The sequence below is a fragment of the Streptomyces sp. MUSC 14 genome (assembly GCF_001866675.1).
Taxonomy (GTDB): Bacteria; Actinomycetota; Actinomycetes; order Streptomycetales; family Streptomycetaceae; genus Streptomyces.
In genome coordinates, this window is sequence record NZ_MLYN01000015.1 from 60,647 (window position 1) to 77,551 (window position 16,905).

The following is a 16,905-nucleotide window of genomic DNA, read 5'->3' on the forward strand; positions in this document are numbered from 1 at the left end:
GCTCACCACTCCCGGGGTGCGATCAGCTCCTCCACGTCCGCGTCCGGGAAGCCGTAGGCCCGCGCCACGAACCAGAAGTCGCCGCCCATCTCCTCGCGGGCCACCGTCTCGATCTCACTGCCCGCCGCGTCGAACTCGGCCTGCAGCGCGTTGAACTCCTCGGTGGCGGCATGCGTGAGCCGGTAGAGGCCGGCGAGATCGGCGGGCCGCCCGGCCTCGATACGCTCGCACAGCGCGAGCAGGATCGCCCTGCCCTTGTCCACGAGGTGATCGGGGAAGTACCCGTCCTCGTAAAGCAACTCCAGGAACCGGTGCCGAGCCACGTCGGGATTGCCGATCGGCATGCTCCCGCCCTCCCTCGCTCCCCGCTGATGTGACACCTTGATCCTGCACCACGCCACTGACAACGCACCTGGAGCAGCTCTTGACCTGGTCCGGCCCCTCGTACGACCTCCTCCCCGGCGACCCCGACTCGCCCGTCCTGCTGCACGTGCCGCACGCGGCGCGGGCGATCCCGGCGGACGTGCGCCGCGGGATCGTCCTGGACGACGCCGCGCTGGAGCGGGAGCTGGACCACATCACGGACGCGTACACCGACGAACTCGCCGAGCGCGCCGCCGAGTCGGCCCGGGTGACACCGTGGCGGTTCGTGAACCGGCTGTCCCGGCTGGTCGTGGACCCGGAGCGGTTCCCGGACGAGCGTGAGGAGATGGCGGCGGTCGGCATGGGCGCCGTCTACACCCGGACCACGCACAAGGGTGAGCTGCGACGGCCGGACACCGATCCCGAACCCCTGCTGGAGCGCTGGTTCCGGCCGTACGCGCGCGCCATGGCCGAGGCGGTGGCGGACCGGCTGGCGGCGACCGGGCGGGCCGTGATCATCGACGTGCACTCCTACCCGGCCGCACCGCTGCCCTACGAGCTGCACGCCGAGGGCCCGCGTCCCGCGGTGTGCCTGGGCACGGACGCGTTCCACACGCCGCCGCGGCTGGCCGAGGCCGCCCGCGAGGCGTTCGCGGCCTGCGGGGAGACGGGGCTGGACAGCCCGTTCGCCGGGACGTACGTACCCCTGGCGTTCTACGGCAGGGACAGCCGGGTCGGCGCCCTGATGGTGGAGATCCGCCGGGACACCTACATGACCGAACCGGGCGGGGCGGCGGGGCCGGGGCTGGAGCGGCTGGCCGGGGCCCTGGCCGCGCTCGCCGACGCCGTCTGACACCGTCCGCCCCCTGCCCGACGCCCCGCCTGGAGCACTCCCGCAGGACAGCGCCCCGCCCCCGTACCAGGGTGGAGGGCATGACCGAGGAGACCACGCTCACCGGCCAGGCCCCGCCGCCCGTGCGGGACTGGTCCACGCCCGACCTGGACGGAACGGACGTCGACCCGTGCCTCGCCGGCCTCATGCGCGAGGGGCCGCTGACCCGGATCCGGCTGCCGTTCGGCGAGGGCTGGGCGTGGCTGGCGACCCGCTACGACGACGTGAAGCTGATCACCAACGATCCACGGTTCAGCCGCGCCGAGGTGACGCATCGTCAGGTCACCCGCATGGCACCGAACTTCGCGCCCCGCCCCGGCTCGCTCGCCTGGGCGGACCAGCCCGACCACAACCGGCTGCGCAAGCCGGTGGCCGGCGCCTTCACGGTGAGCGCGATGAAGCGGCTGCGGCCCCGCGCCCAGGAGATCCTGGACGAGCTGGTGGACGGGGTCGTACGGGACGGGCCGCCCGCCGAGCTGATCGAGCGGGTGCTGGAGCCGTTCCCGCTCAGCGTCGTCAGCGAGGTGATGGGCGTGCCCGCCGCCGACCGGGGGCAGGTGCACGCCTGGACCCGGGAGATCATCTCCACCAACGGGGTCGAGGCGGCCGGCCGGGCCAAGGAGGGCCTGTACGGGTGGATCACCCAGACCCTCCGGGCCCGCGCCGCGAGCCCGGACGAGGACGTCTACTCGATGCTCGGCGCGGCCGTGGCGCGCGGGGACGTCCGGGAGGAGGAGGCCGTAGGGCTCGCCGGGCCGCTCCAGATCGGCGGCGAGGCCGTCACGAACAACTGCGGCCAGATGCTGTACCTGATGCTGACCCGGACGGAGCTGATGGAGCGGATGCGGGCGCGCCCCGAGGCACGCGGCCCGGTCCTGGACGAGCTGCTGAGGTGGATCCCGCACCGCAGTTCGGTCGGGCTGTCCCGGATCGCCCTGGAGGACGTGGAGATCGCCGGCCACCGGATCGCCGCGGGCGAGCCGGTGTACGTCTCCTACCTCGCGGCCAACCGCGACCCGGCCGTCTTCCCCGACCCGGACCGCATCGACCCCGACCGCGAGCCGAACCCGCACGTGGCGTTCGGCAACGGCCCGCACTTCTGCACCGGTACGCTGCTGGCCCGGCTGCAGACCGAGCTGCTGGTCGACACGCTGCTGGAGCGGCTGCCCGGACTGCGGCTCGCCGTGCCGCCGGAGCAGGTGGCCTGGCGGCACCGGACGATGATCCGCGGCCCGCGGACCCTGCCGGTCACCTGGTCCGGCTGACCGCGTACGCCAGGTTCAGGCGCGCAGCCACTCCGTGACGATCACGTCCGCGCCGGTCCGCAGCCTGAGGGCGAACGGGCCGGCCGGGGGTGTGTCGCTGGTGAAGCGGCCGAGCGTGTCGACCATGACCGGGCGGGCGGTCTGCGGGCCGCCGAGCACCTCGATGCGCGCCGACCCCGCCGGCATCACCTGTCCGATCAGCCCGCCCTCGGTGACCTCGACGTCCACGGTCACCTCGCCCGACCGGAACGTCAGCATCCGCGGTGGGTCCGTGACGCCCCTGACGGGCAGCGCGTCCACCAGCGAGTCGAAGGTCAGCTCGGCGATCTTCGCGTCCAGGTCGTGCAACGCGTAGGCGTCCAGGGCCAGTTGGCGCAGGGCGTCCGGGACGGGGTCCAGGACGGCGGCCGCCTGCCGCAGCTCCTCCTCCAGCAGCGCCATCGCGAACTCGGCGTCGCCCGCGTCCTCGTCGGACAGCACGCCCTCGTCGTCCTCGCCCGCCGGGGGGAAGCCGTCCGCAGGGAGGAAGCCGTCCGCTTCGTCCGCGCCCTCCAGGGGCGCGCCGTTGCCGTCATTGCCGCTCATGCCGCACCTCGTGCGTCCATTCGCGCCCGCAGCCGGCGCAGACAGCGCTGGCGCAGAGGCCCGATACTGCCGACCGCGATACCGAGCGCGGCCGAGATCTCCACATAGCTGGGCGGCGGGGACGCGACCAGCACGCGCAGCAGTTGCCGGCAGCGCTCGCCCATCCCCTCCAGCTCCTGCCACAGGCGGCGCACCCGCTCGGCACGGTCCGCCGCCTCCTCCGAGTCGATCAGCGACTCCTCCGGTGTCCGGTCGTCGCTGGCCCGGTCCAGCACCTGCGGATCGTCCGTCAGCGTCAGCCGCGTCAGGCTCTTGAGCACCTTCAGGCACTCGTGCCGCGCCGTGCTGGCGAGCCACGAACCGGCCTTGTCCGGCTCGCGGATCCGCCCCAGGTTCTGGGCGAAGCGGAACCAGACGGTCTGGTAGACCTCATGGGCGTCCGCGTCGGAGAGCCGGTGTGCGCGCACCACCGACCACACCAGCGGACTCATCCCCTCCACCAGCGCCTTCCAGGCCGCGGCGTCCCCGTCGACGGCGGACTGGACCAACCCCCCGACCTCTGTACGGTCCACTGCTCCACCCCTCGTGTACGGCACGTCATCGTACGCCGTGGAGTGGAGGGTTCCGGACCTCATACCGGTACCGCCGGGTCGACGACGGCTGCCGGGCGCCAGGTGGGCGGCCGGAGCACCGGGACGTGCGCCCCGCGCACCTCCGCGCTGCCGGTGGCCGCCGCGAGCAGCGCGTCACGGGCGGCGCGCGGGTCGCGCTCCCCGTACGCCGTCATGTGCGCGGCGACGAGGCCCGCGACGACCGGGGTGGCGAACGACGTGCCGCTCCACTGCGCGAGCCCGTCGAACACCACCTGGTGCGGCTTGGCGCCGGTGCTCTCCCGGCTCTCGCTCAACGCGCCGGTGTGGCGCGGGAACTGGCAGGTGCAGGCGTAGTCGTAGTCGTACCGGCAGGCCTCGTAGGTGGAGTGCTGGTAGACGTACGGCACGGGCGTGTCGAAGCCGGTGAGGGCGCTGGTGAGGCGCTCGCCGGGGGCGAAGACCCGTACCCAGGGCCCGTGGTTGCTGAAGCAGGCCTCGCACGCGCCGTCCGCGCTCAGCGCGCCGACCGACAGGACACTGTCCGCGTACGCGGGCACGCCGGCGTAGGCGGCGGGCCAGAACGGCGCGTGGCTGGAGTTGTTGCCGGCGGCGGCCACCAGCAGGGTGCGCTGCTCGCGCAGTTCCGCCATGAAGGCGTCCAGGCCGATGAGGCCGTCGGTGATGCCCTCGGTGGTGGTGCCGGCGGAGAGGCTGATGATGTCGGGCCAGCCGCCGCCGTCGACCGCCTCGAAGAGCCGGGCGCCGAACTCCGACTCCAGGATCGCGCCCGCGTCGCTCAGCGTGTTGCGGACGGTCACCTCGGTGTGGGGCGCGACGGCCGCGAGGATCCCGGCGATGAACGTGCCGTGGCCGACGTACTGGCGCAGCACCCCCTCGGCGTCGGTCTCGGCGGGCTGGACGTCGCCCGTGGTGTGGGCGAGCGGCGGGTAGGCCGCGTGGTCGTGGACGAGGCCGGTGTCGATCACGAGGACCCCGACGCGGCCGCCGCGGCCGTCGGCACCCTGCGCGCCGTAACGGTCCGCGGCGACGGCCGGGTTGGCCCGCCGGCCGCGCGCGACGGGCACCGGCTCGTCGCCGGGGCAGGCGTTGACCGCGATGTGCACCACGTGGTTGCGGCTCACCAGCCGCCGGCCGTGCCGGCCCTCGGCCTCGCGCAGGGCACGCAGGGCGTGCGGGACGACGTCGTCGCCCCCGGCCGGGTCGCCGATCCGGATGCGGGTGACGCCCGTGCGGTTGGTGTGCGGGCCGTCCCGGCGCACATGGTCGGGGACGAGACCCGCGGTCGCCGTGAAGTGGGCGCGCACGGTGTCCTCGACGATCCGGGCCTCCTCGCCGTCCCGGGCGAGGACGACGCCCCGCTCGTACAGGAAGTGTCCGGCGTCGTCCGGGCCCATCGCCAGGGCGGTGCCGGGCATGGACCGTTGGATGTGGTCGAACTGCTCGTGGAAGCGCTGTGGTGCCATGGTGTCTCCTCCCCCGACAAGACGGTGTTCGACAGTGAGAGTCCCGGGGACACCGTCTGATACAGCTGGCCACTACCATGCGAGACGTGACGCCAGGAAGCGAGTCAGTTTCCGAATTGCTGCCCCTGGTCTTCGCCGACCCGGGCGAGGCCCGGGCGCGCGCGGAACAGGTGCTGCGAGCCGGACCGCCGCCGCTGCACGCCAGCGTCGCCCACCAGGTCCTCGGCATCTGGCAGCGGGACTTCGGTGACCTGCGGATCGCACTCGGGCATCTGCGCCGCGCCCGGGACCTCGCCGCCCGCGCCGACTCGGCCGACCGGGAGGCCGATGTGCTCGCGACCCTCGGGGTCGCATTGGTGCACGCGGGGCGCACACGGCAGGGGCTCACCTCCTTCGAGCGCGGGGTCGCCCGGGGCAGCGGACACACCCGGGCCCGGGTGCTGTACCGGCGGGCGTACGTGTGGTGGGTGCTGGGGCATCACCGCGAGGCGCTGGAGGACGTACGGCGGGCGCTGCCGGTGCTGCGGCAGGTCGGCGACGACATCTGGACCGCGCGGGCGCTGACCCTGCGGGCCACGGTGCATCTGGCGCTCGGCGCGGTGGACCGGGCCGTCGCGGACTTCACGGCGGCCGAGCGGCTGTGGGACACCACCGGCCAGGAGCACGACAAGGCCGACGCGGTGGAGAGCCGGGGCCTGGCCGCCTTCCGGTCCGGGGACATCCCGGCCTCGCTGCGGCTGCTGGACGAGGCCGAGGAGCGCTACGCCAAGCTCGGCACGCCGACGTACATGCTGTCCATCCGGCGCTGCGAGGTGCTGATGGCGGCCGGACTCGCCCCGGAGGCGCTGGCCGAGGCGGACGCGACGATCGCGCTGCTGGACCGGATCGGCGGGCAGTCCACCCGCAAGGCCGAGCTGCTGCTGGCGGCCGCGCGCGCGGCGCGCTCGGCCGGGGACCCGCACACCGCGGTCGCCCGCGCCGCCGTCGCCGTACGGCTGTTCGCGGCCCAGCGGCGGATGTGGTGGGAGACGCATGCCCGGCTGGTGCTGACCGAGGCCCGGGTGGCGGCCGGGCGCAGTTCGGGGCGCCTGGTCGCGGACGCGGCGGCGGTCGCCGAGAAGCTCGCCTCCTTCGGTTCGCCCGCCGCGCCGGAGGCCTCGCTGCTCGCGGGCCGGATCGCGCTCGCGCTGGGCTGGACGGCGGACGCCGAACGGCACCTGGCGGTGGCCGCGCGCAGCCGGCACGGCGGGCCGCCGCCGGCCCGGGTGACGGGCTGGGCCGCCCAGGCGCTGCGGGCCCGGGCCGCCGGGTCCCGGCGCGGGGTGCTGGAGGCCTGCCGGCGCGGCCTGGACGTACTGGACGACCACCGGATGACGCTCGGCGCCTCCGAGCTGCGCGCCCGCACGACCGCGCAGGGCGCCGAACTGGCCGCGCTCGCCCAGGAGGCGAGCCTCGCGCAGGGCGGCCCGCGGCGGCTGCTGGAGTGGAGCGAGCGCTGGCGGGCCACGGTCCTGTCGGCGCCGCCGACCCGGCCGCCTGCCGACCCGACTCTGCTCAGCGGCCTGACCGCCTACCGGGAGATAGCGGCCCGCGCGGAGGAGGCCCGCATGGAGGGCCGCCCGGTGCCCGCGCTGGAGCGGGAACAGCGGCGGCTGGAGCGGGAGATCCGCTCCCGTACCCACCACATCCGCGGCGCCGCGTCCGGCGAGGGGGACCGCTTCGACACGGTCCGGCTGCTGGAGCGGCTCGGCGACGCCCGCCTGGTCGAACTCGCCGTCGTGGACGGCCGGGTGCACATCCTGCTGTGCGGGCAGGGCCGGGTACGGCGGTTCGCCGGCGGCCCGCTGACGGAGGCGCTGGCCGAGGCCGAGTACGTCCAGGCGGGGCTGCGCCGGCTCGCCCACCCCGGCGCCGAGGCACGGCTGCCGATGGTGGAGGCGGGCGGACAGCGGCTCCAGGAGCTGCTGCTGGGCGGCGCGGCCGAGCACCTCGGCGGCGCTCCCGTGGTGATCGTGCCGCCGGGCGCCCTGCACCGGGTGCCGTGGGCGCTGCTGCCCGCGCTGCGCGAGCGCGTGCTCAGCGTGTCGCCGTCGGCGGGCAGCTGGCTGCGCGCCCGCGAGACCGAGCCGCCGCCGGGCGGCCGGCACGTCCTGGTACGCGGCCCCGGCCTCGCCACCGGCGGCGCGGAGGTGCCGGAGGTGGCCGACCGGTACGGCACGGCGACGGTGCTGGAGGGCGACGGCGCCCAGGTCCCCCGGGTCCTGGAGCACCTCGACGGCGCGGCGCTCGCGCATCTCGCGGCGCACGGCACGTTCCGCGCGGACAGCCCGCTGTTCAGCAGCCTGCGGATGGCCGACGGCCCGCTGATCGTGCACGACTTCGAACGCCTCGCCCGCAGCCCGTACCGGATCATCCTCTCCAGCTGCGACACCGCCCGCCTCGCCTCGGTCGGCGCCGACGAACTCCTCGGCCTGGTCACCGCGTTGCTCCCGCTGGGCACGGCCGGTGTGGTGGCGAGCAGCGCCCCGGTCAACGACGCGGCGGTGGTCCCGCTGATGCTCGCCCTGCACAAGGGCCTCGACACCGGCCTCTCCCTCGCCGAGGCCCTGCGGGACGCCCGTACGACCCTGCCGAACGACCCGCTCCACCAGGCGACGGGCTGGGCGTTCGCGGCGTTCGGAGCGGCGTGAGCCGCGTCGGCGCCGACCGGGGCCCGGCACAGCGAGAGCACGCACCTGACACCGCGAGGCCCGTCCTCCGGGCAGACGGCGGGAGTGTGACGGCAGGACCTAGGCCGACACGCACTCCGGCAGCTCGACGACCGCCGGCAGCGCCCCCCGGTCCCCGCTGCCCAGCCGGGTGTACGCGCTGTAGAGATGGTTGCCCACCGTCCGCACGGACAGTGTCAGCCGCTCGGCGATCTCCCGGTTGCTCAGCCCGGCCGCGGCGAGGGTGACGATCTGCCGCTGCCGGGCGGTCAGTTCGCCGAGCACGAGCCCGTCCAGCGCGGGTGTGCGCGCCCCCTGGCAGCGGCGTGCGAGCGCGACGGCCCGGGTGCGGGAGAGCCGTGCCGCCCGCGGATCCCGGTGCACCCGTACGGCCTGCGCGTACGCCTCCGCCGCGAACAGCAGGAACCCGCGCGCCGCCAACTCCTCGGCGGCCCGGTCCAGTCCGCCCCCGTCACCGCGCCGCAGCGCATCGGCATGACGCGCGAACGCGCTCCCCCGCGGCAGCCGCCCCACCGCCCGCTCGGGCTTCCCCGAGCGCACCGCTTCATACCGGGCGAACACACCGTCCACGTCATCGAACCTCAACTCACCCTCTGTCAGCCGGAGTTCCGCCTGGCAGGCCACGTCACCCGGTGTCTCCCGCATCCCCTCACGCGCCCAGGCGGCGGCGTCCCGTACCTCGCCGCGCAGCCGTGCGAAGCGCGCCCGCACGGCGGCGTACCCGGCCGGGACCGGCATGCCCTCCGCGACCAGCCACTCCCCCACCGGGGCGGACACCGACCGGACGTCCAGCCGCTCGATCCCCCGTACCAGGGCGCGCCGTTCGGCCTCCAGGGCAGGCCCGAGGTCGCGCGGCGCACGCGTCAGCCGACGGGCGCGCAGCCGGCCGGTCACCGCGCGCAGGGCCGGGCCGTGCAGGGGGTGGGCCAGGGTGACGGCCGCCGCCCGCTCGTCCACGTGGATCAGGCCGTCCGTCTCCAGCCGCTCCAGGGCGTCGAGGTCGAGGGCGTCCAGCGGCAGGGCGAGCGGCTCGGCGAACGCGAGGCGTTCCAGCGTCTCCCGTTCGCCGGGGCCGGAGCGCTCCAGCAGCGGGGCGAGCCGTTCGCGCACGGCCTGGGTGACCGGCAGCGGGCCGCGCAGGCTGTGCTCGCCGGAGCCGGGAAGGAGCGTCGGCGGGCCGCCGGCCGCCGGCGCGGCGACCAGGTCCCGCAGCAGCCGCAGATCGCCCCGGCACACGCCGTACAGGCGGCGCACGGTGAGCGGGTCCAGGCCGGCGGTGGCGAGGAGCTGCGCGACGTCCTCGAACGGCAGCGGCGGCAGGGCCAGCCGGGGCAGCAGCTCGCCGGTCCACAGCCGGGAGACCGCGCCGGGTACCGGCGCCCCGTCCACCGCGGCGACGACGAGCCGGGTACGCCCGTGCACGGCGAGCTGGTGGACCAGGGCGGCCGAGGCCTCGTCCAGCAGATGGGCGTCGTCCACGACGAGGAGCCGCAGGCCGGACAGGATCCGCACCGCGCGCTGCGGCGAGACGGCGTCGGGCAACAGGTGCGCGAAGGCGGCGAACGGCAGCTCCCGGGCCTCGGGCGTGCCGGTGACCTGGGCGTGGTCGGTGCCCCGGACCGCCTCCGTGATCAGCCGGGTCTTTCCGTGGCCGGCCGGTCCGGTCACCACGATGCCCTGCCGGCCGGCCGCCCATGCGCCGCGCACCCGCTCCAGTTCGTCGTCCCGGCCGGTGAAGGGCCAGGGCGGCCGAGGCGTCGTCGCGTCCTGTTCGTAAGTCGTCACGTCATCAGGAGCGCGCGTACTCAGTTTTGATACAGGGCGACTTGAGTAGACCCCGACTCAGGCGCCCGGCAGCGCACGACGGGCAGTCTGGGCGCATGACCCGACGCCTCTGCTCGCTACCGCGGCAGCCGGCCCCGGACTTCGCACCGGGGCTGACAGCCGAGCGGCTCGGCGCGCTGCTCGCCGGGCGGCGGATGTGGGTCAACGGCACGGTCCTGCACTACTACTTCTACGACCACGGCTGCGACGCCTCCGTGATCCCGGTTCCCGGGACCGGGGAGCTGCGCCGGATGCCGTGGTCCGGCGGGGAGGCACCACGGGACGCGGTTCGCGACTGTCTGCGCGAGTGGCAGGAGCTCGGCATCGGTGTCACGTTCACCGAGGTCGGCGACCGGCACGAGGCGGAGCTGCGGATCGGGTTCCAGCAAGGCGGCGGTTCCTGGTCCGCGATGGGCCGGGAAGCGCTGTCGGTCGGCCGGGGCGAGCGCACCATGAACCTGGGATGGGATGTCACGGGGCCCCAGGAGCGCGGCACGATCCTGCATGTGATCGGGCACGCACTCGGCATGGTGCACGAGCACCAGAGCCCGTACGCCGGGATCCACTGGGACGACGAGGCCGTGTACGCCGAACTGGCGGGCCCGCCGAACTTCTGGAGCCGGGAGACGACGGACACCAACGTCCTGCGCGCGCTCGACGCGGGCGAGGCGAGCGGATCTGTGTGGGATCCGCAGTCGGTGATGACGTTTCCGTTCGGGCCCGGGCTCGTGCTGGAGCCGGAGCAGTACCGCGGGGGGCTGCGTCCCTCCGGCGCTCCGTCCCCGGCCGACAAGGAGTTCGCGCTCCGCTGGTATCCGCCGGCCTCTCCGGCCGGTCCGACCGCGCTGGTGCCGTTCCGTTCGGCTCCGCTCGGGCTCGGACCGGGCGAGCAGGCGGACTTCACCGTCGAGCCGCCGGAGACCCGCGAGTACCGCGTGGGCACCTTCGGCGACGCCGACACCGTGCTCGTGGTCTTCGAGGAGCGGGACGGGGAGCCGCGTTTCCTCGCGGGGCACGACGACGGCGGCAGGCCGGACAACGCCGCCGTCCCCGTCCGGCTCGTCAAGGGCCGCCGCTATGCCGTCCGGGTCCGGTTGTACTCGACCTGGGGTTCGGGGGAGACAGCGGTCATGTGCTGGTGACGGCACAGGGACGACGACCACCACAGTCCGGCACCGGGGGAGCGGTCGCGGACGTCACCTACGGGGGAGGTGACGTCCGCGACCGCGCCGTTCCTGCGTCACACGGCGTGCTTCACCCGCCGGGCCTCACGAGGCGGCCCGTTCGCTCGCGGCCGCGTCCGGGTGGGCCAGGCCCAGGTGGTCGCGCAGGGTCGTGCCCTCGTAGTCGGCGCGGAACACGCCCTGTTCCTGGAGGAGCGGGACGACCCGGTCGGCGAACGGGTCGAGGCCGCCGGGGGTGATGTGCGGGACGAGGATGAAGCCGTCGGAGGCGTCCGCCTGCACGAACCCGTTGATGGTCCGCGCGACCGTGGCCGGGGAGCCGACGAACGTCTGCCGGTTGCCGGTGTTGATGACCAGGTCGCGAATGGACCACTTGTTGGCCTCGGCGAGCCGGCGCCACTCGCGGGCCACGGCGACCGGGTCCCGGTACATCCGCACCTGGGCGCGGCCCCGCGCGATGTGCTCCTCCCCCACCAGCGGGTCGACCTCGGGCAGCGGGCCCTCCGGGTCGTACGCCGACAGGTCGCGGTTCCAGAGGAACTCCAGGTGCTTGAGCGCGGTCGCGCCGCTGACCTGCGACCGGCGGACCTCGTGGGCGAGTTCGGCGGCCTCCGCGTCGGTGTCGCCGAGCACGAAGGTCGCGGCGGGCAGGATGAGCAGGTCGCCGGGGCGGCGGCCGTACTTCGCGAGGCGGGACTTGACGTCGGTGTAGAAGGCCTGGCCCTCCTTCAGCGTGGCGTGGCGGCTGAAGATGGCGTCCGCGTCGGCGGCGGCGAACTCGCGGCCCTCCTCGGAGTCGCCGGCCTGGAAGATCACCGGGCGGCCCTGCGGGGAGCGGGGCACGTTGAACCGGCCGTGGATGTCGAAGTGCTGCCCACGGTGGACGAAGGAGCCGGCCCTCGCGTCCGTGAGGAACGTGCCGGTGGTCCGGTCGGCGAGGATCTCGTCGCCGTGCCAGGAGTCGAAGAGCTCGTGCGCCGTGGTGAGGAACTCCTTGGCGCGGGAGTAGCGCTCGTCCTGCGGCAGGAAGCCGCCGCGGCGGAAGTTCTCGCCGGTGAAGGCGTCCCACGAGGTGACCACGTTCCACGCGGAGCGGCCGCCGGAGAGATGGTCCAGGCTCGCGAACTGGCGGGCCACCTCGTAGGGCTCGTTGAACGTGGAGTTGATCGTGCCGGTCAGCCCGAGCCGGTCGGTGACGGCGGCCAGCGCGGCCAGCACGGTGAAGGTGTCCGGGCGGCCGACGACGTCCAGGTCGTAGATCTCGCCGCCCTGTTCGCGCAGTCTGAGTCCCTCGGCGAGGAACAGGAAGTCGAACTTGGCACGTTCGGCGGTCCGCGCGAAGTGCGCGAAGGAGCTGAACTCGATGTGGCTGCCGGCGGCCGGGTCGCTCCACACGGTGGTGTTGTTGACGCCGGGGAAGTGCGCGGCCAGGTGGATCTGCTTCAGGGGCTTGCTCATGGCGGTGTCGGTCGTCCTCTCCGGCTGCTCAGGCGGACACGGCGGTGGCGGATACGGCGGCCGCGGCGGGTGCCGCATAGCGGTTGGCGGGGCGGGCGAGGCCCAACAGCCCGCGCAGGGTGCCGGCCTCGTAGGCGCTGCGGAACCGGCCCCGGCGCTGGAGCTCGGGCACCAGGTCGCGGCTGATGCGGGGCAGGTCGTGCCCGGCGACGGCGGGCCGCAGCCGGAACCCGGTCAGCCCGGCCGCGGCCAACTCCTCCAGCTGGTCGGCGAGTTGCTGCGCGGTACCGGTGAAGATCCGGGCGTCACTCGTGTACGGCGCACCCGCGAGCGCGTCCAGCCGCTCCCGCCGGGCCTGTGCCGCGGCCCGGCTGTCGTCGAGGAGGACGACCAGGTCGCCGAAGACGTGCAGGGTCTCCCCCGCCCGGCCCGCCGCCTGCTGTTCGGCGCGGATCTCGGCGACGATCGCGCGGGCCTCGTCCGCGTCGTGCGGGGTGACGTAGCCGACGTCGGCCTGGCGGGCGACCAGCCGGTACGGCACCGTGCGGTGTGCCAGTGCGGTGACCAGGGGCTGGCCCTGCGGCGGGCGGGGGGTGATCGAGGGGCCCTTGACGCTGAAGTGCCGGCCCTCGAAGTCGATGTAGTGCAGCTTGCGCCGGTCGACGAAGCGGCCGGTCGCCGCGTCCCGGATCTCGGCGTCGTCCTCCCAGCTGTCCCAGAGCCGGCGCACCACCTCCACGTGGTCGGCGGCCTCGTCGAACAGCTCGTAGACGATCTCCCGCGCGGCCGGGCTGTCATAGGCCTCGATCCGGCCGACGGTGCGGCGGCCGAAGTGGGCGGCCTCGTCCGGCCGGGCACTGATCTGCACGCGCAGGCCGGCGCGCCCGGTGCTGACGTAGTCGAGGGTGGCGATCGCCTTGGAGATGTGGAACGGCTCGGTGTGCGTGGCCACGACGGTCGGGACCAGGCCTATGTGCCGGGTGAGCGGGGCGATGCGGGAGGCGATGAGCACCGCGTCGAGCCGGCCGCGGACCCGGTCGGTGCGCTCGTCGGGATCGAGGAGGTGCGAGGACTGCGGGCCGAGGCCGTCCTCGATGGTCACGAAGTCGAGCAGGCCGCGCTCGGCCTCGGCGACCAGAGCGGCCCAGTAGCCGGCGGTGAACAGGTCCCGGGGGCGGGCGACCGGCTCGCGCCAGGAGGCGGGGTGCCAGCCGGTGCCGTCCAGCGCGACGGCAAGGTGCAGGGGGGAAGCGGGAGTTGAGGACACGTCGGTGCCTTCCTTGATGTCCGTACGAAGGTGGGGCACGGCGCACACCGGCTCGCGGGGGCAGGCGGCGGCGAGGGCCGGCGCGGCGGCAGGAGAACCGGGGCCCGCGACGGCTCCGGGAGAAGGTCAGTGGCGACAGAGCGCGGCGGACACGCGCTGGAGATCTATGTGCGGCCGGGAGTGGAGACGGACGGAGCGGTACGTGAGCGGGGCGAGCGGCGGGTGTACGCGTGTCACGGCCGTCACCTCCGTACGTGCTTCCCGGCGGATCCCTTCACCACGCACAACGTGCCGCCGGCTTCGCTTGTTCCCGCGCCGCGGACCCTTTCGGGCGGGGAGGGACGTGTGTCAGGTGACACATGGTCAGGAATCGCTCAGCGGCAGGCCGGGCGGGTTGATCTCGGACGTGGGGACCGCCTCGTCGGAGAGGTTGTAGGCGGCCAGCCACCGGGCGTACTGCCCGTGCCGGATCAGATGGTTGATGGCGTCCGCGAGTGGCTTGGCGAGCCCGCTGCCCTTCCTGGCAGTGGCCGCGATCAGCCCCTGCAGCGACTCTCCGGCGCCGGAGAAGGTGCCCGCTTCGCGGGTCGCGTGCGGGGTGTCCGCGGTCTGCCGGACGCGGTAGGCGACACCGGGGCTGGGCCCGAAGTAGGCGTCGATCCTGCCGCTGCCCAGCGCCAGGTCGACGGCGTTCTGGTCCGGGAAGTACGTGACGGTGAGCCGCTTGCCCTCCTTGGCCAGCCTGGCCTTCCACTCCAGCAGGATCTTCTCCTGGTTGGTGCCGGAGCCCACGGACACCGTCCGGCCGGCGAGGTTCTCGTAGTTCCCGTCGAAGCTCCAGGTGCTGCTCTTCAGCGTCTCGAACGCCAGGTTGTCCTTGCGGTAGGTGGCGAACTCGTACTTCTTCTTGCGCTCCTCGGTGTCGGTGACGTTCGAGAAGGCGACGTCGACCTTGCCGCTGTCGACACCGACGAAGAGGTTCTCCCAGGTGAAAGTCTTGATCTCGGGCCTGAGGCCGAGCACCGCGGCCACCAGACGGCCGAGGTCGGGCTCGGAGCCGGTGAGGGTCTTCTGGTCGCTGCCCACGTAGTCGAGCGGCGCGGACCCGGCGGGCAGCGCGCCGACGCCGATGGCGAGCGTGCCGCTCCGGCGGACGGCGGCGGGCAGTTCGGCGCTGATCGACGTCACCTCGGAGACCTTCAGCGTGGTCTGCTGCGCGGCGCCGTCGGACAGCCGGCCCACGGTGACCGTGCCTGCCGGGTCGGTCGTGGTGGCGGCCTCGCTGTCGCCCCCGCAGGCGGCGAGCCCGCCGGCGAGGGCGGCGACGGCGGTCGCCGCGGTGATGCCTCGGATCAGGCTGCGTCGGGGGAGGTGGCCGGTCATGGCTGTCCTTGTCGTTCGGCGGGTGATGAGGATCAACTGGGGTGGCTTCACAGGACCTTGGCGAGGAAGGCGCGTGTCCGCTCGTGCCGGGGCCGGTCCAGCACCTGGCCCGGCGGGCCCTGTTCGACGATCCGGCCCTCGTCGAGGAAGACGATCCGGTCGGCGACCTCGCGGGCGAAGCCGATCTCGTGGGTCACGACGACGAGGGTGGTGCCGCTGGTGGCGAGGTCCTTGACGACGCCCAGCACCTCGCCGACGAGTTCGGGGTCGAGGGCCGAGGTCGGTTCGTCGAAGAGGATGACGCCGGGCCGCAGGGCGAGGGCACGGGCGATCGCGACGCGCTGCTGCTGACCGCCGGACAGCTGCCGCGGATAGTGGCCGGTCCGGTCGGCGAGACCGACGCGGGTGAGCAGTTCACCAGCCAGTTCCCGGGCCGCCGCCCTGCTCAGCCGGCCGGTGGCGGCGGGGGCGGCGGCGACGTTGTCGAGGGCGGTCAGGTGCGGGAAGAGGTGGAAGTTCTGGAAGACGAAGCCGATCCGGCTGCGCTGGGCCAGGAGGGCGCGCTCGCTCAGCTCCTTCAGCCGGCCGCCGCTGCCGCGTCTGACGCCGATCGGCTCGCCGCCGACGCTGACGTGGCCGATCTCGGGCTTCTCCAGGTGGTTGATCACCCGCAGCAGCGTCGACTTGCCGGAGCCGGACGGTCCGAGGATCACCGTGACCTCGCCGGGCCGGACGGTCAGGTCGACGCCGTCGAGGACGCGGTGGGCGCCGTACCACTTGTGGACGCCGTGCACCTCGACGGAGACGGGGGCGGCGTTGCGGAGGGTGGTGGCGGTGGCGGTCATACGGCGGCCTCCCGGCGCAGCCGGTCCCGGAGCCCGGCGACGGCCCGGCGTGCCCGCTGCCACGGGGTCGGCGGCAGGGTGCGGGTGGCGCCCCGGGCGACGTACCGCTCGACGTAGAACTGGACGACGGACACGGCGCTGGTCAGGATCAGGTACCAGACGGTGGCGACGAGCAGGAGCGGTACGACGTCGCCGGGGTAGGTGCTGCCCATCGTCTGCACCGAGCCGAACAGGTCGAGCAGGGACACGTAGAACACCAGGGACGTGCTCTTGACGAGTCCGATCAGCTGGTTGACGTAGTTCGGGGTGATGGACCGCAGGGCCTGCGGGAGGACGATCCTGCGCAGCCGGTAGCCCCTGGGCAGGCCGAGCGCGGCGGCCGCCTCGTGCTGTCCCTGGTCGACGGAGAGGATGCCGCCGCGGACCACCTCGGCCGCGTAGGCCGCCTCGTTGAGGCTGAGGCCGACGACCGCGATCGCCAGGTCGCTGGCCAGCTTCGACTCGTCGAAGGTGACGAAGGCCGGGCCGAACGGCACGCCGAGGCTCAGGGTCTTGTACAGGGCACTGAAGTTGTACAGGAAGATCAGCACCACGATGAGCGGCACGGAGCGGAAGAGCCAGGTGTACGTCCAGCTCACCGCGCGCAGCACGGGGCTCCCGGAGAGCCGGCCCAGTGCCAGCACGATGCCGCCGGCAAGGCCCGACACCGCACTCAGGGCGGTGACTTCGAGGGTGACGCCGAGGCCGTCGAGGACGGTGGGGCGCAGGAACCAGTAGCGGAAGCGGTCCCACTGGAAGAAGGGGTTCGTGGCCAGTCCGTGCCCGAGCTGGGCGACGAGGACCAGGACGACGGCGGTGGCGATCCACCGTCCGGGCCGGCGCAGCGGCTGAACCCGCTGTGCGGTGAGGGGATGTGACGGGGCGTCGGCGGGCGGCGCCCCGGCCAGGGAGACGGCGACGCCTGGGGGTTCACTCATGCGGGGCTCCGGCTTGGGTCGGCACCCCGGTCGTCGCACACCGCACGGGCGTGGGC

15 protein-coding genes are annotated in these 16,905 nt (G+C 74.1%); 4 read left to right on the forward strand and 11 right to left on the reverse strand.

Going from position 1 to position 16,905, the window contains the following annotated elements:
• Positions 1–2: 2 nt before the first annotated feature.
• Entirely contained in the window at positions 3–344 is a 342-nt protein-coding gene (locus BIV25_RS08835) for a DUF5713 family protein (RefSeq protein ID WP_071371628.1), read from the reverse strand.
• 80 nt (positions 345–424) lie between these two features.
• On the opposite strand from BIV25_RS08835, the gene BIV25_RS08840 reads away from it, so the two are divergent.
• Positions 425–1,216, forward strand: a complete 792-nt coding sequence (locus BIV25_RS08840) for an N-formylglutamate amidohydrolase (RefSeq protein ID WP_071371629.1) — start codon at positions 425–427, stop codon at positions 1,214–1,216.
• A gap of 80 nt (positions 1,217–1,296) precedes the next feature.
• Complete coding sequence (locus BIV25_RS08845) at positions 1,297–2,520, forward strand: cytochrome P450 (protein WP_071371630.1); 1,224 nt, start codon at positions 1,297–1,299, stop codon at positions 2,518–2,520.
• Positions 2,521–2,535: 15 nt separating this feature from the next.
• Here BIV25_RS08845 and BIV25_RS08850 read toward each other — a convergent pair whose 3' ends face one another.
• From BIV25_RS08850 to BIV25_RS08860, 3 genes are read right to left on the reverse strand one after another with little or no spacing between them, the layout of a single operon-like run.
• Positions 2,536–3,105 (reverse strand): hypothetical protein, encoded by a 570-nt coding sequence (locus BIV25_RS08850; RefSeq protein WP_371273004.1) that lies wholly within the window; start codon positions 3,103–3,105, stop codon positions 2,536–2,538.
• A complete protein-coding gene (locus BIV25_RS08855; protein WP_177235203.1) occupies positions 3,102–3,740 on the reverse strand; it encodes an RNA polymerase sigma factor in 639 nt (212 codons plus the stop codon). The genes BIV25_RS08850 and BIV25_RS08855 overlap by 4 nt, the downstream gene beginning before the upstream one ends.
• Positions 3,737–5,182, reverse strand: coding sequence for a S8/S53 family peptidase (locus BIV25_RS08860; RefSeq protein ID WP_071371632.1), 1,446 nt, complete (start codon positions 5,180–5,182; stop codon positions 3,737–3,739). Before BIV25_RS08860 ends, BIV25_RS08855 begins: the two co-directional genes overlap by 4 nt.
• A gap of 86 nt (positions 5,183–5,268) precedes the next feature.
• Here BIV25_RS08860 and BIV25_RS08865 point away from each other — a divergent pair, with 86 nt between their 5' ends.
• Positions 5,269–7,872, forward strand: coding sequence for a CHAT domain-containing protein (locus tag BIV25_RS08865; RefSeq protein ID WP_071371633.1), 2,604 nt, complete (start codon positions 5,269–5,271; stop codon positions 7,870–7,872).
• 99 nt (positions 7,873–7,971) lie between these two features.
• Here the strand turns inward: BIV25_RS08865 and BIV25_RS08870 are convergent, their stop codons facing one another.
• The gene (locus tag BIV25_RS08870; protein ID WP_071371634.1) at positions 7,972–9,696 is read right to left on the reverse strand and encodes a LuxR C-terminal-related transcriptional regulator; all 1,725 of its coding nucleotides are present in this window, start codon (positions 9,694–9,696) and stop codon (positions 7,972–7,974) included.
• A gap of 95 nt (positions 9,697–9,791) precedes the next feature.
• On the opposite strand from BIV25_RS08870, the gene BIV25_RS08875 reads away from it, so the two are divergent.
• Positions 9,792–10,877 carry a M12 family metallopeptidase gene (locus BIV25_RS08875; protein ID WP_071371635.1) on the forward strand — a complete coding sequence of 362 codons (1,086 nt, stop codon included), beginning with the start codon at positions 9,792–9,794 and terminating at the stop codon, positions 10,875–10,877.
• A 126-nt stretch (positions 10,878–11,003) separates the two neighbouring features.
• Here BIV25_RS08875 and BIV25_RS08880 read toward each other — a convergent pair whose 3' ends face one another.
• The 6 genes from BIV25_RS08880 to BIV25_RS08900 all read right to left on the reverse strand — a co-directional run bounded on the left by BIV25_RS08880 (position 11,004) and on the right by BIV25_RS08900 (position 16,849).
• Positions 11,004–12,377 carry an NtaA/DmoA family FMN-dependent monooxygenase gene (locus BIV25_RS08880; RefSeq protein ID WP_071371636.1) on the reverse strand — a complete coding sequence of 458 codons (1,374 nt, stop codon included), beginning with the start codon at positions 12,375–12,377 and terminating at the stop codon, positions 11,004–11,006.
• 28 nt (positions 12,378–12,405) lie between these two features.
• Entirely contained in the window at positions 12,406–13,644 is a 1,239-nt protein-coding gene (locus BIV25_RS08885; RefSeq protein ID WP_071371696.1) for an LLM class flavin-dependent oxidoreductase, read from the reverse strand.
• Positions 13,645–13,770: 126 nt separating this feature from the next.
• Positions 13,771–13,929: a putative leader peptide gene (locus tag BIV25_RS54250; RefSeq protein ID WP_371273005.1), complete on the reverse strand. Its 159-nt coding sequence runs from the start codon at positions 13,927–13,929 to the stop codon at positions 13,771–13,773.
• A 78-nt stretch (positions 13,930–14,007) separates the two neighbouring features.
• The gene (locus BIV25_RS08890; protein ID WP_071371637.1) at positions 14,008–15,027 is read right to left on the reverse strand and encodes a transporter substrate-binding domain-containing protein; all 1,020 of its coding nucleotides are present in this window, start codon (positions 15,025–15,027) and stop codon (positions 14,008–14,010) included.
• 47 nt (positions 15,028–15,074) lie between these two features.
• On the reverse strand, positions 15,075–15,872 hold the full coding sequence (locus BIV25_RS08895; RefSeq protein WP_071371638.1) for an amino acid ABC transporter ATP-binding protein: 798 nt from the start codon (positions 15,870–15,872) through the stop codon (positions 15,075–15,077).
• Positions 15,869–16,849 (reverse strand): amino acid ABC transporter permease, encoded by a 981-nt coding sequence (locus BIV25_RS08900; protein ID WP_071371639.1) that lies wholly within the window; start codon positions 16,847–16,849, stop codon positions 15,869–15,871. Before BIV25_RS08900 ends, BIV25_RS08895 begins: the two co-directional genes overlap by 4 nt.
• Between the last annotated feature and the right edge of the window lie 56 nt (positions 16,850–16,905).